We start from the raw sequence: 23,348 nt of genomic DNA, 5'->3' as shown, positions 1-23,348 counted from the left end.
GTTTCCAAGCGGTCTCTGTCAAAGTCCAGCAAAATTTTGTCGGCAAGTAAAAGGGAGCCTTAAAAAGGGCTCCCTTTTACTGTTTAAAAATCATAAATAATTTTGGATTCTAAAGATGCCTCCTAAACAACAGCGTCAATTTGCGGAATTGGATTTTGCTCCGAGGTTAAAAGGCCCGCTGCTTCATCTTTATCAGGATTTTGCAGCATGCTTAGAAATTTGTAATAGGCAATGCCCTGATTGTCTGGAGGAGGGGAGAGGGGCGGAAGAACCGTAACCTGATCAAGCCTGTCCAGCAGGTCGTCAAGTTCAGCCGCCAGGCGATCTCCTGCGGTTAAGGCTGTTGCTTGGGGTGCTGACTCCGGGATTGCCGGCTCCTCATCAGCGGCTGTTCTTTGCCATTTGGCCAGAAATTCGGCAAGGAATTGGTTGGGGTCGGCTGCATCGGCTCCGGCCGCAACTTGCCCGGTCCCATCCCCTGAAGGTTCTTCCAAGGCATCCGGCTCCGGAATAACTTCCTGCTCCGGAACAGGAGCGGCAACGGCGGATTCTTCCTGCCCTGCCGCGACTTGCGGATCGACGGGCTCGATCAATTCCTCAAGGGCAGTTACGTTTTCTGACTGTTTAAGATAATCTCCGATTGCAAGCAGTAAATTGTCCAGTTCGGTTCTTAAATTATCTATCGCCGCCTTGGCCTGGCCGAGTTTTACTTCATCTTTTTGGGAGAGTTCCGCGACTTTTCCGGCCATGGCTGCGATTCTTTGCGCCAGTTCGGAATCCAAGGGCAACTCAGTATCAAGGGCCATTAACTCTTCAAGGTCTGATCGTAAATCAGCTAACATTTCGGTTGGTTGAGTAAGTACTTCCTTGACCTGCCCGGTTTCCAGGGCATCGAGTTCTCCCTTGTGAACAATACGGAGGCGAACATCCGCCACACCTTTGAAGTGACCGTTAAGTAAATTCCGAATCACCCCTTTGGGGGAAAAGCCGCCCTGCTCGGCTTTGTTCTCAGCGGTATCAAGAGGGGTGACGCTTGACTCCTCTTGAGGGGGGGCTTTTTCCGGTGGTGGCTGGTTTTTATTTTTAGATAAACCCCAAGCCACATGGTCGTGATTTGCAACCAGTGCTTCCAACCGCATTCCGTCCTCCTTGACTTTTAATGCCTTCTATAGTTCTTTTCGGCAACTTGCTGTGTTTACATGAGAATTTCTTTTATGGTCAAGGAGATCGGCTGGTTGGATATGCCGGTCAAAGTTTGGCGGGACTAATATGTGCTAGCCTCTGTCTTTGTGCAGGAGTTCTTAATTTGGTCTTTTATGCGGGCAAGTGCTCTTGGTATGTTTATGATAACAAGCAATGGGTCTAAACTACTTTCCCGATAGTTAAAATCTAAACCCATTTTTTCCCCAAATGTCCTTCAGGCGAACGATCGCCTTTTAAACCTTAATCACTGCCCCGCAAAAAAATTGTTTTTCGTCCGTGGTAAATGACTCATCATAGGTCCTATCGGAAGAGTGTTTTTCCCCTCGTGGAAATGAAACCAGGAGACGGTTTTTATTTTGCTGCGATTATTTAAACAGCTTGGTTGCCTATTTGTTGTGGTGCTATTGTTTTTTTCGGCGGAGACGGCGCGATGCGCCGAGACTCGGCCTAAACCTCCCATAAAGGTGCTTTTGCTGTTTTCCTGGTTCAAGGATATGCCTTGGCAAAAGGCCATAGAGACCGGCATCAGGCAAAAAATCGCTCAAAAGAAGATCCCGGTTCAACTTTTTGTGGAATATATCGAGGCCAGCCGTTTCCCCTTAAGCAAAACAGCGGATGGGTTGTATTCCTTATTCAAGGCCAAATATGCCGATGCCTCCATTGACATGGTCGTGGTCGAAAGCACCCCGGCGGCTGTGCTCATGAAGAAAACAGCCGAATTTTTCCCCAAGGCTCAAAAACTTGTAGTCCATAGCTCCGGCGGCGCTGCCCCGCAATTAGATAAAGAGCCATGGCGTATTGTTTTACGTTCGAACTATCTCCAAAATATTAAATCAATGTTGGAGGTCTGGCCGGCTGAAAGAATCGCGGTGATTGCCGACATATCCGATAGCCACGGAAAAAATAGATTGGCCGAGTTCAAAAAAGGGCTCAAAACCCTTGGCTCAAACTTGCCGGTTATCTATCTTACGGATTCATCCCTGCAGTCTATTATTGATCGTGCCGCAAAATTGCCCCCCAAAACGGCTATTTTTTTTCTTCTCTATTTTAGAGATGAAGCGGGTAATCGCATAACCCCATACCGGGCCGCTCAAAAAATTGTTGAAAAGGCATCTGCCCCGATTTTCACCCATTGGGACACCCTCATGGGCAGTGGTGTTCTGGGAGGTTTCGTCCTTTCCGGGAAAAAGGTGGGCGAGATGATTGGCGATGCCGTCTTCGCGCATTATGAAAACACCCCCTGGAGAAATGAAAGTTCACTAAGTGTATTCGAAAATATCTATGACTGGCGGCAGATGGAAAAATGGCATATTGAAAAGGATCAGTTGCCTAAAGATGCCCGCATATTGTTTTATACTCCGGGAATATTCGAGTCTTTTCCTGTTGAAATGACAGTTTTGATAAGCCTGCTTGCAGTTTTAGTCATCCTTTCGTTGTCCCTTTCCGTGCAGATCAGAAGAAAAAGGATAATCACCCAAAAGCTGGAACAAAGTCGTGAGGAGCTAAACGCGATTTTTATGGCCAGCCCGGACCCCATTGTTGTCTTTGATGCAAAGGGAAGCGCATTGTATCACAATCCTGAATTTGAGCGGCGTTTCGGCTGGGAAACGGCTCAATTGAAAGATTGGCGTTTCCCCTTTGCCGCTGAAGCCAGTCAAGGCGTCCTAAAGGCAATGCTCGAGCGGGTGATGAACAGGGAAGGTCCTATAAAGATTGAGATAAAGGGGGTCTCTAAAAAAAACACCAAATTGGATATAATCGCCAGCGCGGCCATGATCCAGGGACTGGACAACGGTTTCGCCGGTGCTGTTCTGACCTTGACTGATATCAGCGAACAGAAAAGGCTTGAGGAGCAGGTAAGGCAATCACAAAAAATGGAATCCATAGGCACCTTGGCCGGGGGGGTGGCCCATGATTTCAACAATATCCTTTTTGCCATTATAGGATACACCGAGCTTGCTTTGGCTGAACTCCCCCAATTGTCCCCTGTTCGGGATAATCTCGACCATGTTTTGGAAAGCAGTTTACGGGCCAGTGATTTGGTCTCTCAACTCCTGGCATTTGGGCGGAAGCAGGTTTTAAAGGTCAAGACATTCGCTATAAATGACTTGATCAACCAAAATCAGGCCATGCTCCACCGAATAATTGGTGAAGATGTGGAGCTGAAAACCGTTTTGGGCGAAGATGCCGGTTATGTGCGGGCTGATTTTAACCAAATAGAGCAAGTACTTTTGAATCTGATTGCCAATGCCCGAGATGCCTTGCCGGATGGGGGGGTAATAATCATAGAAACGGAAAAGGTTTACCTGGATGAAAGTTACGCGGTCAATCATCCGGAGGCTGAACCTGGCGATTATGTAATGCTCGCGGTTAATGACAATGGGCTTGGTATTGACGCAAGCATAATCGATAAAATATTCGATCCTTTTTTCACCACCAGGGAAATGGGCAAGGGCACGGGGATGGGGTTGGCCACTGTGCACGGCATTGTCAAACAACATGGTGGAACAATTTATGTGTACAGTGAGCCCGGCCAAGGCGCCAGTTTTAAGGTCTATCTGCCCTTTTTTGAGAGAGAAAAAGATGTTTTTGCAAAAGAGGCGGAACCAAAAGGAATAGTCACCGGCTCAGAGACGATTCTGCTCGTGGAGGATGAGCAGGTAGTGCGGGATTTTGTGGCCAAGGCTTTGCAGAAACTTGGTTATCATGTCATTGGAGCGGAAAACGGACCTGAGGCTTTGGAACTGGTGGATAAAACAGAAGAGAAAATAGATCTGTTGCTTACGGATGTGATTATGCCCCGGATGAATGGAAAAGAGCTTTACGACCGCCTGAGGCAAAAAGATCCCGAACTGAAGGTGCTCTTTATCTCGGGATATTCCAGTAATGTTATTGCGCATCACGGCGTTTTAGATGCCGAGGTGGACTTGATTCAAAAGCCGATAACCATAGCTTCTCTCTCAACTAAGCTGCGCCGGGTTTTAGCGGGATGACCGCAAACCGCCTGTTGGCTTTTTACTTTGCATCGCTCGGCCAAGGCCATAAAAAAGGCGGATCTGCCTGGTGTCAGCCGTTATCGGAAAGTACCTTCCGGAGCCTCATCGATATATTTGCCGATTTTTCAGCTACTGAATAGGCATGCCTCGCTTTCTTGGCTGACTATTTAGAGTTCCATGGAATATTAGTTACTGTTTTTACAAGACTTGCCAAACAAAATGTATTGACATTAATATCTTTTTAGATTAGCTAACAAGATAAGAGAGTCAATATTGACGTCCAGGGCGTTTGGGGCTTGTGGGCATGAACCATACAGGCGGCACACCCACCGGCCGATACAACCACTTTTGGAAGGAGCCCGAATGCCGCTCACCGTGTTCCATGAAAAGGATAATATCGGAGCCGGTTTCCCTGATGATGGAGACATCTTCTACAGCCTTGCCCAGGGGTTTACCACTAAGGGGCAAGTCAGCTTGGCTGAAGCGTCTCCGGATCATTCTGTCAATCGTTGGAAGTACTCGAGCGATTCTGGTGAGGTGGCCTTTAACCGCACAGAGCTAAGGCCCGGCTTTGAAGTGTGGGTGACCAATGCCTTGGTTAACAGGGAAATGGTCTGCCTGGCCAAGGATAATGCCATTGATTTGGCTTTTGGCTTTTGCCTTTCGGGCAATACGGTGTCACGCTTCAACAGCACAAATAAAGAACTGGAAATCCATCAGGGTTGCCAGGGTATTTTTTACTCCACACATAATAGAGGTGTTAGTCGTATATTCCCCGGAGAACCCCTTCAACAGGTCTTCATATCCCTTAAATCTAATCAGGTGCATCGCATCTTCAGCGATGATAGGCAGCCGTTGCCCCTGATTGTTAAACATGCCCTGGAGCGTAGTCCCGGAACTGGTAACTTCCAGCTTGGCTGCACCACGCCGGCCATGTTGAACGCTCTGCAGCAAATTATTAACTGCCGCCTAAGCGGTCTGGCCCGCAAACTTTTCCTGGAAAGTCGAGCCCTGGAGTTAATTGTCCATCAGCTGGAAGGTTTTGCCGGCGTGGAATTCGGCCATACGAGGCCTTTAGACATTCATCCGGAAGACCGGCGTAGAACAGAATATGCCCATGATCTTTTGGTGAGAAATATCGCCAAGCCACCTCATTTGGAGGACATCACCAAGGCTGTGGGCATGTCCCATCCCAAATTGAATCGTTGCTTCAAGCAGCTGTTTGGCTGCACGGTCTTCGAATACTTGCGAAATGAGCGTTTGCGAAGGGCCAGCGCCCTGCTTGAAGAACCGGGTGTTACAATTACCGAGGTTGCTTACACCATGGGCTACAGCAGCCCCAGCCATTTCACCAGAGCCTACAAAAAGCAATTCGGCAGTTTGCCCAGCATCAACTCCGCGAGAATTTAACTAACTGTCACTAAAGGCCATATATACTGCGGCCTTCCGACACCTGTCAGTAATTTGTTGGATGCCGGTTTTCGCAAGCTGGCGCCCGGGCTCTGCTCACCCCACTCTCCTTTCAATAATTTCAGCAAGTGCCGTCTTTTTTTCAGAGAGTGACAGCTCCAGTCAAAACCTGGTGGTATGTTGAGGTCCTGAGTAGATTAGCCGTTTTGAATTATGTTTAAAGTTCTAAATAATATTGGCATCCGAGGTAGCCAGGAGAGTAAGAATGAAATATTTTACTAAGTTATTGCTTGCAGCTTTCATGTTTATGTTCCCCGTTAGTCAGGCCAATGCTCATTCTATCTGGATAAATTCCTTTGAATCCCATGCGCACAAATCGTCCCATGCCATGGTATCCCTGGGGTGGGGGCACGCGCTTCCCATGGATGATATCCTCAACTCGCCCAATGGAAGCGTTGCCATAGACAAGTTTGAGTTGTTGGACCCTGCGCTCAAGAAAACCAACCTGCTGAAACCTGCATCCAAGATGAGTAAGCCGGAAATGAAAACAGCTGATTTTGATTTGTACGCAGCGGACCTGGCGGTTCAGAAAATCGCTTTCAAAAAGGAAAGCAAACCCGGCCTTTATCAGCTTTCCGCGGTTTCGAAGCCGGCATTTTATACCCAATATATTGACAATAAAGGAAGAAGCCGTCTTAAGCTGGTTTCCATGGATAAGGTCAAGGATGCCTCCAAGATTTTGATGGCTGTTAAATACGAGGCTTTTGCCAAATCCTATGTCACTTTGGGTAAATGGACCAATCCCAAGCCCTTGGGCCACGGCCTGGAGATAATCCCCAAAACCGACCTCAGTAATGTTCGGGTCGGTGATTTGGTTGAAGTTGAGGTTCTTTTTTATGGCAAGCCCCTTTCGGCCACTGCAAAAAGCATTGATTACATAACTGCCCGCAGCAACAGCTTTGGCCAGCCCGATGGATTTGCCCTTTTTTCTTACGTAATGGGTGGCAAGGCCCAATTCAGGGTGCAGAGCGCCGGTCAGTGGATCATAAGCATAAACCACAAGGATGATGTCAGCAAAGACGGGCCTCTCAAAGACCTCTTCGGCAAGGTAAATCAGGTGTACCACGGAGCATCCCTGACTTTTAACGTTAAATGACGCCTTACCTTAATTGCGCTTTTCCGGTTCACACCATTAGTGTCGGAGAAATGTATGGGCGGCCTTGGGGGGCTTGGCCCCTCGGGTCACCGGTCCCAAAAAGTAAGGATTACCATTTGCCGAAACGGCGGTTTCCATGACCGGCCTTTTCAAAAGAAAGTGGTTTGATGGATTATAGATCCGGGCAAAACAATGATAACCATATCGGCATCAAGGGGGCTTTTTTCGGCCGCGCTGCGGCACACTTTATCCGCAAGCGCTGGTGGTGGCTCGGGGCTGTAATCCTGGTCACCGCCTTTATGGTCACCCAGATGTCCACCCTTGAATTCGATAACGCCCCTGAAATTTGGTTTGTAGAAGACCATGACGCCCTCAAAGCCAGGGACCGTTTCCATGATGCCTTTGGCAACGATAGATTTGTCTTTCTTTTGTTCAGCAAAGATGAGATGCCCTTTAATCATGAAAATTTAAAGGCCATGACTGATCTGGCACTTCAATTTGAAACCGAGGTGCCATATGCCACCCGGGTTACCTGGCTGGGCAATGTGGAGCGCATTCGCAGCGGGGGCCAGGAAAACCAGGAGGTTTTGATAGAGCAGTTCATGCCCGAGGTTCCGCGGGACCAAAAGGCAATTGAGGCCCTGTTGCTGGAAGCATTGGACGAGCCGGCTTTTGTAAACGACCTCATATCAAAAGACGGGTCTGTCTTGACCATGGTCGTTGAGCTGGAATCCTTTCCCTCGGACAAGGGTATTAAAGACGAAAAGGCGGAAAACCCCAATTACACGGTTGCTTTGAAAGTAGACGAAATCCTGGCAAATCCCCGCTACAAACATTTGAAGCCCCATGTAGCGGGCGGCCCGCATTTCAACTACATGTACGACCAGCTGGCCAGGCGTGAAACCTCCAAACTGTTTTTGGCCGTGGTGGGGGTCCAGGCCCTTTTGCTGCTTTGGTTGGGACGAGGCCTCAGGGGGGTGGTGGTGCCGCTTGTGGTTACCGTAACCAGTGTTTTGTGGACCATGGGGGCTATCAGCCTTTTGGGCTATACCTTGAACCTCTTGAGCACCGCTCTGCCGATTATGTTGATTTGCGTGGGCATTGGAGACTCGGTGCACGGCATTGCGGCTTTTTATGACCATTTTGACAAGGGCGACAATCGCAAACAGGCGCTGAGAAAGGCATTTTCCGATGTGGGCGGGGCTGTGATGCTTACTTCCTTGACCACGGCCGCCGGTTTTTTGGCCTACCTCACCACCCATCTGAAACCTTACCGGGAGATGGGGATCTACATTGCCCTGGGCGTTGTTTTCGCTTTTTTGCTCACCATAATTCTCACGCCCATCTTTTACTCCTTTGGCAAGGAGCAGCCGAAGATTAATGCCAAGCGGAAAGGCCCCAAGGCCAATGGTGACATTTTCGATAAATGGCTGGCCTTCACCCACAGGATAGTCATGACAAAAAGCCTGGCGGTGGTGGTTGTTTTCGGGAGCATCATGGTGGTCACCTTTTTTGGCTATCTGATGATGGAGGTCGAATCAAACACCGCCAAGCTGATTTTCAAGCGGGAGCCCTTGCGCCAGACCCTGGACTTTATTGACGAGCACATGGGAACCAGCACGACCCTGGAGTATCTCATTGACACCAGGCGGCAAAATGGAATCAAGGATCCGGAATTCATGGGCAGCCTGGATGAGCTCATGACTACGGCCGATGCTTACCCCCTGGTCACCAAAGCGGTTTCCATAACCGACCTGCTGAAAAGGATGCGCCGCTCCCTGCACGGCAACCAGCCCGAGTACTATAAGTTGCCTGAGACCAGGAACTCGGTGGCTCAACATCTTTTCCTTTATGAAGGCTCCGGCGGCGCCACCCTGGACAGGCTGGTGGGATTTACCTACGATATGGCCAGGCTGTCGCTGAAGATGAAGACCGTGGACACCGGAGAGGCCAGGGCCTTGGAGGCCGCAATGAGGGCAAAGTGCGAGGAGCTTTTTGGCGGCGGCAAGGTGGAGATAGTGCAATCCGGCGGCATGTCCATGTATCTGGCCATGAACGACATCCTCTACGAGGGGCAGAGCCGCAGCTTCCTGGCCGCCTTGACAGCTATAACCCTGATGATGATTCTGGTGCTGCGCTCGATAAAACTTGGCCTTATAAGTATGGTTCCCAATTTATTCCCGGTTTTTCTGACCATGGGCTTCATGGGGTTGGCCGGGTTTTATATGGATGTAATAACCATAAGCTTCGCGGCCATAATTATCGGCGTTGCCGTGGATGACACCATTCATTTCTTCACCAGGTTCCGTTCTGAATTCATCCGGTGGGGAACCTATGACAAGGCCTTAAAGGAAACCTATGCCTCGGTGGGGCGTCCCATCACCTTCACCACCCTGATCCTCATCATCGGCACCGCTGTTTTCACCATATCCAGCCTTCTGGGTTTCTTTAAACTCGGCATCCTCTTTGGATTCGCCTTCTTGTGGGCGCTGTTGGCTGATTTTTATTTTGCACCGGCCCTGATTGTTTTGCTTAAGCCCTTGGGCCAGGAGCGTGAGGAACCGGAATTCATGTTGGCGGAGTCTTATAATGCCTAGAATAGTTTTGATGCTTCTGATGTTGACCCTGGTTTCAGGTGGCCAAGTGCTGGCGGGAGCTGCTGATGATGACGCCCGGCAAAAAGGCCGGCAAATCATGAGGCAGGTGGATTCAGTGGACACCAGCCTGGACTCAACCGCCTTGTCGGTGATGCTTATTGAAAGAGGGAAGTTAAAGCTGGTTCGCCGCATGAGGCACATGACCAGAAAAAATGAAGGAGAGATCAAGGGAGAACGCACCTTGATCCGCTTTATGGAACCGGCCGATGTCCGTGACACATCCTACCTTACCTGGTCTTACGATGATCCGGAGCGCACCGATGACATGTGGCTTTACCTGCCGTCGGAGAGCTTGGTGCGCAGGATCAGCGGTGGTGGGAAAAAAGGCGCTTTTATGCGCTCGGACTTGGCCAATGAGGATATAGAAGACCGCTCGGTGGATGACGATATCCACACCTTGATTGGCAATGAGAAACAGCATGGGGTTGATTGCTTTGTCATAGAGTCAGTACCCAGGCCGGAATTGAAAAAAGACACCAACTATTCCAAAAGGGTTCAGTATATTCGAAAGGATATCTATCTACCCTGCCGGGTGGAATACTATGACAAGCGGGGGAAGCTTTTAAAAATAGGCACCTATGGCGGCTTTAAAGAGATCGACGGTATCTGGACCATCACCAAGAGCATTATCGAGACTCCCCGGCGCAAAACCCGCACCCTATACCAGCGCCAGGAAGTGAAATATAACCAGGGTCTTGATGACACCCTCTTTTTACAAAGCAACCTCAGGCGTTAAAACATGCGAAACACCTCAGGGGCGTGCCTGGTTTTACTATTGGTTTTTCTGATGTTGCATGCGCCGCCGCTCAAGGCTCAGACTGAATCACCCGCCCCGCAACCCGGCGGGAAGGTCGCCGTGCAGGGGGATCCTTTTGCCGACACGCCAGTAAAAGATCCCTTTGCCGACTTGTCTGTTTTTGAGGAAAAAACCGATGCGGCCAGGAGTGGGGCAGGCCGTGAGCGAACCGTGGCTGATCAATCCGCGGGTCTTGAGCTTCACGGCTATTTGGAAAGCCGAAATCGGATCCGCACCAGCGATGCCGAGGCTTTATCTCTACGGCAACGGCTTTGGCTGGAATCCGAGCTTGACCTCCTCACCCTTGATGAGCCGCGCAGCGATTCTCCGGCCAGGCTGTTTGCCTCGGCGGCATTGGATTTTGATCCGGCGGCTTCTGACCTTTCCGATGATGTGCCTTTGTTTCACCCATGCTTGAAAGAAATGTTTTTCACCTGGGAAACAGAGTCCGCCGCCCTTATGGTGGGGCGCAAACTGGAGCGTATAGGCACTGGCGACGGGGTCAATCCCATGGATCTGATCAACCCCCTGGATCACAGGGACCCCCTGGCCACCGGCAGGGCGGACTCCAGGCTGCCAGTGCTTCTGGTCAAGGGATTGGCCCAATTGCCCACCTTTGACCTTTTGCAGGAAGCCAGCCTGGAATTGTTTTTGATCCCTTTTCCCCAGGTGAACCAGCTTAACAGCCCTGGGTCGCCTTGGGAAAGTCCGGGTCTCGCCAGTTTGCGCCGGGCCGGAGCCAGGGGGGAGTTAATCCTGAGGGATCAGGTCAAGCCTTCCCAATCATTGGCCAATGCCGAATGCGGGGCCCGCCTGGCCGCCACCTTTTCCGGCTGGGACTTGGCGCTTATCGGTTTTTACGGATTCACCAACGCGCCGGTTTTGGCTCGGAATATGGTCACTAATCAGGCTGGTCATGAGGAATTGGAGATAACCCCCATACACCCAAGCTTTGCGGCGCTGGGCTTCACTTTTGCCAAGGGCCTGGAGCACTCCACCATAAGGGGAGAAATATCGCTTAAGCCCAATCTGCCTGTGATGATAAGCGATTATGCCTCCCTGCCGGGATATGAAAGGCATCGTGTGGTGGAGGGGGTGCTGGGCTGGGACCGGACCTTTGGAACCAATTTCTACGTTAATTTTCAGTTGTTTTGCACTGCAATCGGCGGCGCTTCCGATTTGGAGGAATTGGTCTCCGATGAATACGAATACGGCATAACCTATGATGTGCATGATCTTTTTTGGGATGATGCCCTGACCGCCGGAGCACGCGGAATAGCCTCTTTTTCCGGGGAAGGCTGCACTTTTGAATGTTTTGCCGATTATGAGCTGACTGATGATCTACTGTTATCCGCCTCGCTTTTTTTGTTTGAAGGGCCGGAGAGCGGGCAATACGGTCAGTATGATTACAATGATTTCTTTTCCTTGCGTCTTCGCTACAGCTTTTAGCCTGAGGACGCTTGTAAAGGCTGGGGCAGTTTTTCAGGGCATCGAATCTGAGGGGGAATCCCGGCTGGTTTGCGGAATCAAGGCGAGGCTTGCCAAAAAAAGTGCAAAAACCGATAAAGGTGTGGGCCAAGCGGTTGGCCACACCTTTATTTTACTAATTAATTACAGGCGTAGAATCCGTATATTTAGTCAATAGGGGAGGATATCGGACGGAGCTTGATGTCCCCATGAGGTCCATGGAAAGGGCGCCTGCTGAATTTTCCTTCGGCAGTGTTTCTTTTGGTAACGGGTTTTTAATCCGAAGCTTTTTTTGCCGCTATTTTTTGCTGGATTTTCGACCAGTTAAAATTATCCTTCGCAGCTATAAGCAGATGGTCATCTTCTTGGATGATTGTTCCAAAAGCAGGGCAGGTTTGACTGGTTCCGTTATGAATCAAGGCAAGAGGGGAAAGCCTGAGTTTAAGATCCCGGCTGACTTGCATCAGCTTGACGGCATAATCATGATAATCCATGCCGGTGAGCACATCCGGTCTTACACTTTTGGGGTTGGCTCCGGTTTGGTTGGATAAAAGGGTCCTGACAAAGATGCTGCTGCCCGGGTCTGAAATATCCTGAACAATGGCCAATGTTTCCAAGTCAATGGGAATCGGGGTTGAGTTCAAGCCTTCAAAGAGGTGGTTGTTCTGCTCCGACATCTGAATGTGTTTGATCTTCACCGCGGATTTTTCTTCGGCAATATTAATGTGCCTCAAAACCAGGCGTATGATAGTTGCCGTCTGGCCGTCTGAATCTGGGTCGGTTGAGTTATCCGGATATATGATCACACTGTGCTGATTTTTCAGGTTTGCCCTTTCATAGGTGTTTTCAGCAAGATTGCTTCCCTTCAGAAAGTGAATATCCCCCAGGGCGGAGACATCTGTGGGCAGCTCATCCATTTCATTGTCAATCAGGCAAACCCCCATGCCTTTATACTCGGGTATGAACCTGATTTCTTCGACAAGTCGACAAATGATTTCAGCATTGGGGCAGTTAAAGATTACTATGCCGTTCTCAAAGGGGTTCCGCTCCATGCCGTGTTTTTTCCTCCACTTTCGATATTGTGAATAATCGAAATATGTACTGAATATCACCCCAAGATAGGCGATTCCTATAAGTGAGGTGAATATTGTTATGACCCTGCCGGGGATGGTTTTTGCAGGATTGTCGCCATAACCGACTGTGGTCATCACCTGCCATGCTTGCCATACCGCTTCTTGCCAGTCAATTGATTCGGCAATCTTGATGCCCAGGCAAAAGACTGCGGATATTAAAAAAAAGATGAGAGTGGCAAATACAAATCTCCATCCCGGTGTGTCTGCCAATAAAGATCTGTTCCGAAACTTCAATAGTCGAACAAAAAAATGCATTACCTAACCATTTTCATGCATTGACGATTATCAGTGAAGAGGCAAATCAAGTGGGAGTAGACAGCTTTCCTGAATTGCGCTTTAGAGTCGGCTGAAGGTTGCTATACCGCATCCGGGTTGTTTGACCGGCGTCCTTAGGTGAAAATGACGGATTTCAGCGGCCAGACCCGATGGCCGGCCACTGAAATCCAGAGCTGTCTTTGTCGATCAGTGTGCAACAAGATCAGGCGTTTGCTTGCGCCGTTGCCTCCCGCATTTAATTGTAGCAGGAAATTGGCTAGCGCACTCTCTCCAGTTTGTACTTCACAAAACCATCGGGACAAGTCACGAGTATTTCACCCGCTTCATTTTCCCAGGGAGTCTTATCGGCAAAGCGCATGGCAGTGGCAAATGTACTGACTGCACCATAGGCCTTGACGCACATTTCCGAGGGTGTCTTGCCTCCGATGAAATAATCACCATTGGCAATAGGGCATTTCTCGTTTTCCATCACACTGCATTTGACTTGATAATCCGCCATTTTGTTTCCTTTCTATTATATACAGTTACGTTACTGTACTGTTGCCGGTAAAAAATTTTCCCCTATTCGGCTAATTATTTACTATCCCCGCTTGGAAAGTTCAGTATACCGCTTTCATAGGGGCGGGTAGCTTTTCTGAATCCTTCAATACCCTGCATTTACTGCAGGTTGAATGCCTGGGCTTGTTCTGGCAGCCTTCGCATCCTTCAAGCACCTTGATAGTCCCTGTGATCTCCGTTTTAAGCTTCTTGAACTCTTCTATTTTTTCTTCACTCATCTTGAGCTGTTCGCCAAGCCGTTCCCGCAGGTGTTGTGCTGCTTCTCCACCAGTGTCTGAGCTCCGACGAATGTGGATCAACATCTTTATTTCCTGAAGAGAAAGGCCTATTTCACGGAGCATGCAAATATAGCGAACCTTCTCAACCGCAGCCTCTTCAAAGAGATAAAACCCCCCCTGGCTGCGGTCTGCTTCGCTGATCAGGCCTTCTTGCAGGTAATAACGCACAGTTCGGATGGTGGTATTACATCTTTTGGCTACTTCGCCTATCTGTAAAAGCGGTGTCTCCATGATGGAGGGCACTGTACTGTACAGTTACGTCACTGTCAAGAAGTTCTTTTTAAAGTTTTTTAGAATTGAGTGTGCCAACCCAGGAAAAGACTATGCCTGCTGTGGTTACATTGACCTCCTATCCCATAATAATCCTGGCCTGTTTGAGGTAGGACAAATGCACAGCCCTTTTGCCCAGGCTTAAATCGCTCCTCGGACTATTTGGCAAGAGGGAGATAAAAACCTGAAAGAGCGGGTCGAAAAGAAGGGCTCACCCTTATGTTCACTGATTAGGGCCCGGCTTTCACGTAATTTTGCCTAACCGCTTGCGGGTAATGACTATTCTTTGCTTTTAGGCTTCCACTCAGCAGCCAGACGTTTAGCCTCGGTTATCTGGGCAGGTGTCATGATCCGGGCAAGCTCGTCCCGGAATTTATCTGCATTTAGAACACCATTGGCAGCGGCAATTTCGGCCCATTTATAGGCCTTTATGTAATTTACAGGTACACCATTGAGCATTGCCTGTGGCGTAAATTAGGCAAAGATTGCGCTGAGCAGTCTTAAAACCCTGTTCAGCAGCTTTTTGGAACCAAAAGGCGGCTTCTTTGTTATTTTGGGGTGCACCCTGACCTTTGAAATACATGAGGCCAAGGTTAAACTGGGCAGCGTCATAACCTTGATCGGCAGCCTTTTTTATACCAAAAGAGGGCTTTTTCAAAGTTCCGGGGTGTGCCCTGTCCCCTGACGTACATATTCCCCAGTTTAACTTGAGCTGTTTTGTGGCCGTTTTCAGCGGCTTTTTGAAACCAATATATGGCTTTATCGTAATCTTGCGGAAGCCCTTCGTTCCCCAATAAATACAAAAAGGCCAAATGGTTTTGAGCCTGATCGTCTCCCGCCTCGGCAGCTGTTGTGATGTCTTTTATCTCATTCTCCCGAGATGATGCCGCTTTTCCAAGCCCGGCTACACCAAGGGAGAAAAGTGAAAGAAAGAAAATGACCACAATTATTTTCTTCAACTCACCAGACATTCAGCTTGTCCCCCCCTTGCACGCATTTTTATTCGTTTTAAGTCGGGAATATTTTTAGTTTTTAGATTTTGCTTTAAATGTTTTATTTAGTGTTATAGTTTTTTGTAATATGGCGTTTTTTAAAGTTAGCAATCGGTAAGCAATGGCTTTTCGCAATAATTAGCTTTTTAAGTTTTTTAGATATGGAAAACTTGATAATGAGAGAAAGTCTTATGTGTCGGCTGGGGAATTAGAGATTGTTCTTCCTAGCCTGGTTTTAAAAAAAAATTCTAGGCGGAGGGTATAGTTGAGTCCTCGCCTAAAGAATGTGATAAAATGCGATAAAAATCTCTTAAGTGACCCGCAAAGCAAACACCCCATGAAAAACTGCTACTTGATAGCACCTCAGGATTCCAACGTATAATTAGAAGAGTATTTATGGCCCCTTTAATCTGTTACAAAACCTGTTGAAGCGGCTTGAATATTGGCCCTTTTGATCAATCCAAGCTTTGAATGGCTTTGTAGCCGATTTCTTACTGGTAAGGGATAAAGGCCTTTTTAGGCTTCCATTCAGCAGCCAGACGTTTAGCCTTTGTTATCTGGGCAGGTGTCATATTACCTGCAATTTCGTCTTTAAATTTAATTGCTTGGCTATTATCAGCTGAGGCGGCAAGGTGGGCCCATTTGTAGGCTAAAATGTTATTTTTAGGTGTGGTCATGGAATAAATAACTGCAAGATTGTATTGTGCATCCGAACGACCTTGTTCCGCAGCTTCTCTGTACCAATAGATCGCCTTTTTAAGGTCGCGGGGTGTTCCCTGACCTTTAAGATACATGATAGCAATATCAACTTGGGCTGCCGGTAATCCTTTTTCTGCGGCCTTTTTAAACCAGAAATGGGCTTTTTAAAAATCTTGAGGCACCCCTAAACCTTCAGAATATAAATAACCCAGTCCATTTTGGGCTAATGGCTCACCTTGCTCTGCGGCTTTTTTATGCCAATAAACAGTCTTCTCTAGGTCCTGAGGCGTTCCGCAGCCGTCAGCAAGGTAGATGGCTGCGAGCATACTTTGAGCCGTTCGGTCTCCAGCTTTTGCAGCTTTTTCAAACCAGAAAATTGCTTTTTGGAAGTCTTGGGCTAAACCTTGGTTATTAAAATACATCAAGGCAAGTCGAAGTTGGGCAAATCTCCCTCCTTTTTTTGCAGCCTGTTCGAACCAAAAAGCAGCTTCCTTAAAATCCTTTCTTGTTCCCTGTCCTTTGAAATACATATCAGCGAGAAAAGTTTCGGCTGCCATATCTCCTTTTTGGGCAGCTTTTTGGAACCAACTAAATGATTTTTTTAGGTCTTTAGGCACCCCTTGACCTTTGAAAAACAGTTTGCCAAGGTGGCGTTGGGCCTTTACATTACCTCGCTTGGCTGCTTTGTTGTACCAAAAGAATGCTTTTTTAAAGTCCTGGGGTATGCCTTGGCCGGTATAGTATATAGACGCAAGGTCACATTGGGCTAATGTTTCACCTTTTTCGGCAGCTCTTTGGTACCAAAAAACAGCCTTTTCAAGGTTCTTCTGCACACCCAGGCCTTTAGCATATAAGAATCCTAATCCGGATTGGGCTAATACATCACCATTTTCGGCAGATTTTTTATACCAAAAGAAGCTTTTCTTTATATCTTTTGCTACACCAAGACCTTTGAAAAATAGGTAGCCAAGCTTAAATTGGGCCCTTGCTTCTCCCATTTGGGCCGCTTTTTTAAACCAAAAGATAGCTTTTTTTAAATTCCGTGGTGTGTTTTGGTCTAGGAAATATATTTTTCCAAGGGTGTATTGGGCATGTATATGGCCATTTTCAGCAGCCTTTTTCCACCAAAAGAAGGCCTTTTCATGATCCTCGGGTACTCCTTCACCTGTGGAATACATGATTGCAAGTTTATATTGGGATTCTGCTTGTCCTTTTTCGGCGGCTTTTTGATACCAAAATTTGGCTTTATTATAATCCCGGGCAAGCCCTTTGGTTCCAAGAAAGTACATATCCGCCAAGTGGGTTTGAGCTTCATGGTCTCCTCCCTCGGCAGCTTCTATGATTTCAGTTATTTTACTCTGTGTAGGCAAACTTTCTTCTCGGGCTCCGGCCACCCCAAGCAAAGCAAAAGACGTGAATAAGACAAAACAACATATTTTTTTAACCATGCCACTCACTTAATATGCCCCCTGTTGGATCTCTATATTCATTTTAAGTAGTATACATCTTTATCTCTTAGATCTTATTCCAAATACTTTCTTTGATGCTATAAATTTCTGAAATATAAAAAAGCTTGGTTTTTTAAAAGGCATAGTCATAATATCAGCTTTTGGTTATGGTTATATGTGTTGGATTTACTAATAAAAACCAAAAGAGTATAGGGCTCTAGATTTTTGATGGGTTGTGATTCAGAGGTTGCGTTTAATCCGCGACTTGGGAAGATAAATGCATTACATTCTAGGGCGTTGGTTTGGTTTTTAGGCCGGATCTGGTTTGAAGGTTCAAGGCTGGTTGAGCCGGTCTGAATAGGATTTTTTTGAAGAGCGTTTACATCTTCACTTAATCCGGACTCTGTTTTCCTGCGCTTCGCAACGGCGATAATAGCTTTTTACGCTTAGAAACGTAATTCCAGTCCCACATCCAGCGACCACCACTCGTCTTTGTCGCCGTTGTGTTCCTGGCCGTAGGAGGCCACGCAGGTCAGGCCCACGGCCGGTGTAATTTGCCAGGAAACCAGCGCCGAGCCCAGGCCCAGGATGCTGGACTCCTTTTTGGAATATTCCCATTGCCAGGACAAGTCCAGGGCCAGGCCTTTGAGTGGCGTCCACTGCCAGCCGGTCAACCAATTGACCAGGGTCTCGGGCTCTTCGGTGTAGTGCCCAACGCCCAGGCCCAGTCGCAGCTCCGGCAACCAGGAGGGACGGTGCAGCACCTGGCCGTTGATGTTGATCTGGTCGGGCCGGTCGCTGCCGTACTGCTCATAAAAAACACTGGCATTGGCCTCCCAGTTCAGGCCCAGGGAGCGACCGGCTGCCAGGCCGTAAAGTTCCTGGGCTTCAAGGCGCAGCACCCCCCGCCCGGTCTTGGAGTCAACCATGGGCCAGGTGTCGCGCTCCCGGCTGGCGCTTAAGTTGACCCACCAGGGAGCGGAAGAGTATTGCAGCAACCCGTAACCGGTCCACAGCTCCTGATCGTCTGGCATCTGGTAATAGGAACCCTCATTGTCGTTGCTGAAGGTCTCGCGCCGCAGGCGGAAGCGCAGGTTAAGGTCCGGCCTGGGGCGATACTGGCCGGTGAAAAAGACGCCGTGCCGACTAAGGTCAAAGTCATCATCGCCATAGATGATGCTTTCCTGGCGCAAACGGCCTTCTAAATACCCCGCGCCCAGCCTCCATAACTGACCAACCGGAGTGTCGGCCTGCACCTGCCAGGTTGTTTCATAGACCCGGTACACGTGCCGTTCATAGGACGGCCAGTACTCGCGGGTCAGGCTGTGGAAAAAACCGGCGCGCAAACGGGTTGCCCGTGACAAACGTAAGGATTCCATCTCGCCCTTCAGGCGGCGGTCTTCCGGGGTGAGGGCAAGGGCGCGTTCATAGGCTGTCATGGCTTCATCGCCCCTGCCCAGGGCGGCCAACACCCTGGCCAGTCCGGAGGCCGCCAGGGGATTTTCCGGGTCTTTTTTCAGGGCGGTGCGATAGAACCCCACCAGTTTCCAGAGAATCTCAGCCCTTAACCCCTGGCCTGCGGCCAGGGTGAAGTTGACTCCCTGACCCGCATCCAGAGCCAGGCGCCTCAGCTGTTCGTCCAACACCTGTTCGGTTTCCAATATTTTGGCCAGGTTCGAGGCTGCCTCCGAGCCGGTGGACGCCTCTTTGCTCTCAAAAGCCCGCGATTGGGCCGGGGCCGCCAGGATCAGGAAGGTGCAGAAGGTCAGGAGGGTTGCAACAAAGAGCAAGGAGCGCGGCATGGTGTTTTTCTCCAGGTGATGGTGGTGCCAATCGGCCGCGGGGCTTAAAGCCCCGGCGGCCGACGGAATTGGTTAAGTGCCTAGCGGCCGCCGCGGTAGCCCCTGCCGGTGCCGTCCAGGGGACGATCGGCGTAGTTGTCGCACACGCCGTCGCCGTCAGCGTCCACGTACTCGCCATACTGGCCGCCGGTGGCCTGATTCCAGGATTCGGCGCTCTGGGCCCAGTCACACACGCCGTCGCCGTCTTCATCTACAAAACCCGGTCCAGTGCCCAGGCCAGATCCGGCGTTAGGGCCGGGCGCGGCTGCTGTGCCGCGAAAACGGGCGTCAGCGTTAAAGGGAAGGACCAGGGCCAGGCTGAGAATCAAGGCGAGGGTTGCAATACCGGTCATGATTTTCATGGTTTTAACCTCCAATTAAAATTTGATTTCGTTTTCAGTTGCCGACCATAAATGCAACGCGCGTGCCAACTCTCTGGGATGGCTTATGGGGTGCATTCATCGGATCGGAGTAGTATGCTCCAAATCATACCCATGGATGCACAGGGAGGAATCCGGATGCCCCGGGGATCCATAAAATTAAAAATGTTTCTGGTGGTGTTTCTGGTGGCCGGAGGATTTGTGACCCTGGCCGGAGTTTGGTTTCACCAGCGCGCCAGGGAGGAACTCCTTAGCGAGGCCGCGGTGCAGGCCCGGGAGGTGCTTTCCCACGCCTCGCAAGAGATGGTGCTGGAAGGGCGCTGGCTGCCGCCCCCGCAGCTTAAGCGCATCATCGACTACCACACCCACTTGCGCACCCGTTTGCGGGCAATGTTGCCCTTTGACCAGGATGGCCGCCCTTTGCTGCCCAAGTCAGTTGATCCTGATTTGCTTGCCAAGCTGTCGACTTACCTGGATAAAGCAGGGACGTCCCTGGTGAGAATCGGGCCGGAGCCCCTGTTTGCCGCTCTGCAGCCGGTTGAGCGGGGAGACCGCAGGGCGGGCACTTTGGTGGGGCTGCTTTGGCTTCAGGATCTGGCCCGTCAGCTAGAGGTTATGCAGCGCAGTTTTTGGTGGCTGGGCCTGGGCAGTTGGGCGCTTTTGATTGCCGTACTCTACGGTGCGCTGCACTGGCTGGTGGTGCGGCCGCTGGAACGGTTGGAACGTGCATCCACTGCTTTGTCCCAAGGCGAGCTTGAGACCAGGGTCGCAGTGGTGGGAGGCGACGAATTGGGCCGTCTGGGAGCGGCTTTCAACCAGATGGCCGATTCCCTGACCAACTCTCTGGCCGCAACCGACCAGGAGCGCCAAAAGCTTCGTGTTATCATGGACACCCAGAGCGATTGTCTCTTTGCCGTGGACCCAAAGGGCCGCCTGATGTTTGCCAATCGCCGTTTCAGCGAGCTTATGGGCATGAGCGAAAAGGAGATGATCGGACACAAGTGTTCGGAAATACTGGCATCAGACATGTGCAGTATGGGTTGTCCCTTGTTGGGGCCAAACCGGATGCCTACAGGCGAGGAGGGGGTGGAGGCCAGCTTGCGCCTAGGGGGCGGCAAGGTGATCCCTATTCGCAAATTTGCAAAAGTTGTTCGCAATAATGCGGGAGAAATTACGGGCGCAGTGGAGACTTTTCGTGACATCAGCCATGAAAAGGAATTGACCAGGCTCCGGGCCGAGTGGGAATCGTTTATGCGCCACGAACTCAAAAATCACCTAAACCCAATTCAGGCTTTATCCGGGGAACTCTTGCGCCGGGAGCCAGAGTCCGAGGAAAACCTGCGCTATTTGGGATTAATTCACAATGGCGCGCGCAATATGACCAGACTTTTGGACCTCACCCGCGAGGTTCACCTCTACGAAGCCGGTAGGCTGCACCTGAACTTGGTGGAACACGACCTGTCCGCCACCATCTTTCGGGCTGCGGAGCAGGCTTCCACGGCAGTGCAGGCGCGGCCCGATCTGTGGACCGGACCAGAGGCCCCGGCCTGGCGACTTGAGGCCCCACCGGAATTGGACACAATAATCCTTCACGACCCCGAAAAAATGGCCCGAGTTTTTGCCAATCTCATGCAAAACGCCTGGGAGCACCACTCCGGTCTGGTGACGGTCAGCCTTGCCGATTCCGCTCCGGGTTGGCTAAAGGTTACGGTGCATAACCATGGCGAGCCCATCCCGCCCGAGCGCCTGTCCACTATTTTCGAGAAGTTCAACACCACCAAGGAAAAGCAAGGCGGTTCCGGGCTGGGCACCACCATTGCCCGTCTGTTTGTGGAGGGTCACGGCGGGGCCATCACCGCTGTTTCTTCGGCCCAAAACGGCACTGAGTTCATCTTGCAGCTGCCCAGAAAGAAAGCGGAGGAATAGGCATGGCGCGTTTGCTGTTGGTTGATGATGATCCCGGATCCCTGGCCGTTCTGGAGGTGCTTTTAAGCGGTGAAGGGCACGAACTGGTTACGGCGACCGATGGTGCCCAGGCTTTGGAGGCCCTGACCAGAGGCGGGCTGGATCTGGCCTTGGTTGATATCGGCTTGCCGGATATCAGCGGCCTCGAGGTGCTGAAACGGGCGGCGGCGATCAGTCCGGGCACGCCGGTTATCATGGTTACGGCCAACACCAGTGTGGACAGCGCTGTTGAGTCGCTTCGCTCCGGGGCGGCGGACTACGTGGCCAAGCCGGTCGAGCGGGAAGAGCTTTTGGCTACCGTGCGTCGGTTGCTTGAGTTGGGCCAACTGCGGGCGGAAAATCTTGAACTGAGACAGCGGCTGCGCTCCCTGGGCGCGGATAAGGCAATGGTGACGGCCAGTCCGGCCATGGCCCAGGTGGTGCGTTTAATGGAGAAAATCGCCCCTTTTGACACTACTGTGCTGTTCACCGGAGAGTCCGGCACGGGCAAGAGCCTGGCCGCCCGCCTGATCCACCAGGCCTCGCCCCGTGGCCAGGCACCCTTAATCAAGGTGAACTGCGGGGCCATCCCGGAAAACCTGTTGGAGTCTGAACTGTTTGGCTATAAAAAAGGCGCTTTCACCGGCGCGGCGCGGGATAAGGCCGGTCTTTTTAGCCAGGCCAAGGGAGGAACCCTTTTTTTGGATGAGGTGGGCGAACTCCCTTTGGGCTTGCAGGTTAAGCTTTTGCATGCGGTGCAGGAGCGCACCATCACTCCCTTGGGCGCAGGGCGGGAGGTGGAGGTGGATGTGCGCCTGATCGCAGCCACCAACCGCGATCTGGTAAGGGAGGTGGCTGCGGGCCGCTTTCGAGAAGACCTGTATTACCGCCTAAACGTATTTGAGATCGCCATGCCCCCCTTGCGCAAGCGACCGGAAGACGTGGTTCTTTTGGCCCAACGTTTTTTGGATCAGGCAGGTGTTCGCCTGGGCAAGCGGCTGGAGGGGCTGGGCCAGGACGCCATGGCCGCATTACAGGCTTACGACTGGCCGGGCAATGTTCGTGAGCTGGAAAACGTGGTGGAAAGCGCCCTGGTGCTCTCCGAGGGGCGGCGTCTTCACCTGGAAGACCTCCCGGCCAAGCTGCGCGGGGCATTGAATTCCGAGGAAGGCGGCCCGGGTTCACTCAAGGAGGCAGTGGCCCGTTTTGAGCGGTCCTTAGTGGAACAGGCTATCGCTGTCAACGGAGGTGACAAGGAAAAGGCAGCCGCCGACCTGGGCGTAAACCTGGCCACCTTGTACCGTAAACTTAAGTGATCACTTTGGGGAAGCTGTTTGCTCCTGATCACGGCGTGCTATGAAACGCCGCCATACGGGCAGACAGTCCTTGTCCGAGCGCAGCACTACAACTCCTTTGGGCAGGTGGAGTCTGGCGGCCAGGCTGCGCTTGATTCCGTTGTAGTTTACCTTGAAACCATCAACCGTGACGTGCTGGCCCACGGACAAGGGAGCAATTCCTTGAGCCTGCCAGAAACCCGCCGGGCCGGTGCCGTAGATTTTGGTTACCTTATCACCCGATCGGAGCAAAAAACCCCGACCCGCGCGCGGCCCGATTATCTCTATGATCACCCCGTGCAGGGTGAAGGGCCTGCCCTGGCAGACGTTATGCACCGGTAAAGGATTGGCATCGTCGCCGGACCCGCCGCCCGCGCCGGTGTTGCCTCCTCTACCTCCGGCCCCGGCTCCGCTGCCGCCTGGACCCCCGGCGCCGGAACCACCAGGACCGCCGACACCAGCCCCCCCGCCGCCGCCTGAACCGCCGCCGCCTGAACCGCCACCGCCTGA

The 23,348-nt window shown here is 50.9% G+C and carries 19 protein-coding genes and 1 pseudogene; 8 read left to right on the top strand and 12 right to left on the bottom strand.

Going from position 1 to position 23,348, the window contains the following annotated elements; genetic code table 11:
• Nucleotides 1-122: 122 nt before the first annotated feature.
• On the bottom strand, nucleotides 123-1,139 hold the full coding sequence (locus X474_RS07750; protein WP_044347965.1) for a hypothetical protein: 1,017 nt from the start codon (nucleotides 1,137-1,139) through the stop codon (nucleotides 123-125).
• Nucleotides 1,140-1,559: 420 nt separating this feature from the next.
• Here X474_RS07750 and X474_RS07745 point away from each other — a divergent pair, with 420 nt between their 5' ends.
• The 6 genes from X474_RS07745 (at nucleotide 1,560) to X474_RS07720 (ending at nucleotide 11,667) form a co-directional block, all read left to right on the top strand.
• Nucleotides 1,560-4,196, top strand: a complete 2,637-nt coding sequence (locus X474_RS07745; protein WP_052514990.1) for an ATP-binding protein — start codon at nucleotides 1,560-1,562, stop codon at nucleotides 4,194-4,196.
• Between the two features lie 366 nt (nucleotides 4,197-4,562).
• A complete protein-coding gene (locus tag X474_RS07740; RefSeq protein WP_044347964.1) occupies nucleotides 4,563-5,609 on the top strand; it encodes a helix-turn-helix domain-containing protein in 1,047 nt (348 codons plus the stop codon).
• A 265-nt stretch (nucleotides 5,610-5,874) separates the two neighbouring features.
• The gene (locus X474_RS07735; protein WP_044347963.1) at nucleotides 5,875-6,765 is read left to right on the top strand and encodes a DUF4198 domain-containing protein; all 891 of its coding nucleotides are present in this window, start codon (nucleotides 5,875-5,877) and stop codon (nucleotides 6,763-6,765) included.
• A 167-nt stretch (nucleotides 6,766-6,932) separates the two neighbouring features.
• The gene (locus X474_RS07730; protein ID WP_044347961.1) at nucleotides 6,933-9,362 is read left to right on the top strand and encodes an efflux RND transporter permease subunit; all 2,430 of its coding nucleotides are present in this window, start codon (nucleotides 6,933-6,935) and stop codon (nucleotides 9,360-9,362) included.
• Complete coding sequence (locus tag X474_RS07725; RefSeq protein ID WP_052514989.1) at nucleotides 9,355-10,158, top strand: outer membrane lipoprotein-sorting protein; 804 nt, start codon at nucleotides 9,355-9,357, stop codon at nucleotides 10,156-10,158. The genes X474_RS07730 and X474_RS07725 overlap by 8 nt, the downstream gene beginning before the upstream one ends.
• Before the next feature lie 3 nt (nucleotides 10,159-10,161).
• Nucleotides 10,162-11,667: a DUF1302 family protein gene (locus X474_RS07720; protein ID WP_044347959.1), complete on the top strand. Its 1,506-nt coding sequence runs from the start codon at nucleotides 10,162-10,164 to the stop codon at nucleotides 11,665-11,667.
• A gap of 293 nt (nucleotides 11,668-11,960) precedes the next feature.
• Here X474_RS07720 and X474_RS07715 read toward each other — a convergent pair whose 3' ends face one another.
• The 10 genes and pseudogenes from X474_RS07715 to X474_RS07670 all read right to left on the bottom strand — a co-directional run bounded on the left by X474_RS07715 (nucleotide 11,961) and on the right by X474_RS07670 (nucleotide 19,542).
• Nucleotides 11,961-13,028 (bottom strand): potassium channel family protein, encoded by a 1,068-nt coding sequence (locus tag X474_RS07715; protein ID WP_044347957.1) that lies wholly within the window; start codon nucleotides 13,026-13,028, stop codon nucleotides 11,961-11,963.
• A gap of 322 nt (nucleotides 13,029-13,350) precedes the next feature.
• Complete coding sequence (locus X474_RS07710) at nucleotides 13,351-13,593, bottom strand: TIGR04076 family protein (protein ID WP_044347956.1); 243 nt, start codon at nucleotides 13,591-13,593, stop codon at nucleotides 13,351-13,353.
• 100 nt (nucleotides 13,594-13,693) lie between these two features.
• Entirely contained in the window at nucleotides 13,694-14,161 is a 468-nt protein-coding gene (locus tag X474_RS07705) for a MerR family transcriptional regulator (RefSeq protein ID WP_044347955.1), read from the bottom strand.
• Nucleotides 14,162-14,618: 457 nt separating this feature from the next.
• Entirely contained in the window at nucleotides 14,619-14,858 is a 240-nt protein-coding gene (locus tag X474_RS27220) for a tetratricopeptide repeat protein (protein ID WP_156360673.1), read from the bottom strand.
• Nucleotides 14,809-15,171 carry a tetratricopeptide repeat protein gene (locus X474_RS07690; RefSeq protein WP_052514987.1) on the bottom strand — a complete coding sequence of 121 codons (363 nt, stop codon included), beginning with the start codon at nucleotides 15,169-15,171 and terminating at the stop codon, nucleotides 14,809-14,811. The genes X474_RS27220 and X474_RS07690 overlap by 50 nt, the downstream gene beginning before the upstream one ends.
• Nucleotides 15,172-15,683: 512 nt before the next feature.
• The gene (locus tag X474_RS07685; RefSeq protein WP_269433186.1) at nucleotides 15,684-15,941 is read right to left on the bottom strand and encodes an SEL1-like repeat protein; all 258 of its coding nucleotides are present in this window, start codon (nucleotides 15,939-15,941) and stop codon (nucleotides 15,684-15,686) included.
• Nucleotides 15,921-16,001, bottom strand: a pseudogene (locus tag X474_RS27005) (SEL1-like repeat protein); the annotation flags it as partial. The pseudogene X474_RS27005 and the gene X474_RS07685, both read right to left, overlap by 21 nt.
• Nucleotides 16,002-16,055: 54 nt before the next feature.
• A complete protein-coding gene (locus tag X474_RS07680; protein WP_052514986.1) occupies nucleotides 16,056-17,339 on the bottom strand; it encodes a tetratricopeptide repeat protein in 1,284 nt (427 codons plus the stop codon).
• 446 nt (nucleotides 17,340-17,785) lie between these two features.
• Nucleotides 17,786-19,141, bottom strand: coding sequence for a tetratricopeptide repeat protein (locus X474_RS07675; protein ID WP_044347951.1), 1,356 nt, complete (start codon nucleotides 19,139-19,141; stop codon nucleotides 17,786-17,788).
• An 80-nt stretch (nucleotides 19,142-19,221) separates the two neighbouring features.
• On the bottom strand, nucleotides 19,222-19,542 hold the full coding sequence (locus tag X474_RS07670) for a hypothetical protein (RefSeq protein ID WP_052514985.1): 321 nt from the start codon (nucleotides 19,540-19,542) through the stop codon (nucleotides 19,222-19,224).
• A gap of 114 nt (nucleotides 19,543-19,656) precedes the next feature.
• On the opposite strand from X474_RS07670, the gene X474_RS07665 reads away from it, so the two are divergent.
• Nucleotides 19,657-21,486, top strand: a complete 1,830-nt coding sequence (locus X474_RS07665) for an ATP-binding protein (protein WP_197282020.1) — start codon at nucleotides 19,657-19,659, stop codon at nucleotides 21,484-21,486.
• A gap of 2 nt (nucleotides 21,487-21,488) precedes the next feature.
• Nucleotides 21,489-22,820, top strand: coding sequence for a sigma-54-dependent transcriptional regulator (locus X474_RS07660; RefSeq protein WP_044347948.1), 1,332 nt, complete (start codon nucleotides 21,489-21,491; stop codon nucleotides 22,818-22,820).
• Here X474_RS07660 and X474_RS26455 read toward each other — a convergent pair.
• Nucleotides 22,821-23,348, bottom strand: a 528-nt coding sequence (locus X474_RS26455; RefSeq protein ID WP_044347945.1) for a hypothetical protein, incomplete at its 5' end; no start/stop codon positions are given. It abuts the gene before it with no gap.

The sequence above is a fragment of the Dethiosulfatarculus sandiegensis genome, assembly GCF_000931935.2.
Classification (GTDB): domain Bacteria; phylum Desulfobacterota; class Desulfarculia; order Desulfarculales; family Desulfarculaceae; genus Dethiosulfatarculus; species Dethiosulfatarculus sandiegensis.
Note: the sequence above shows the minus strand (reverse complement) of the source record. Positions and strands in the feature narration are given on the sequence as shown.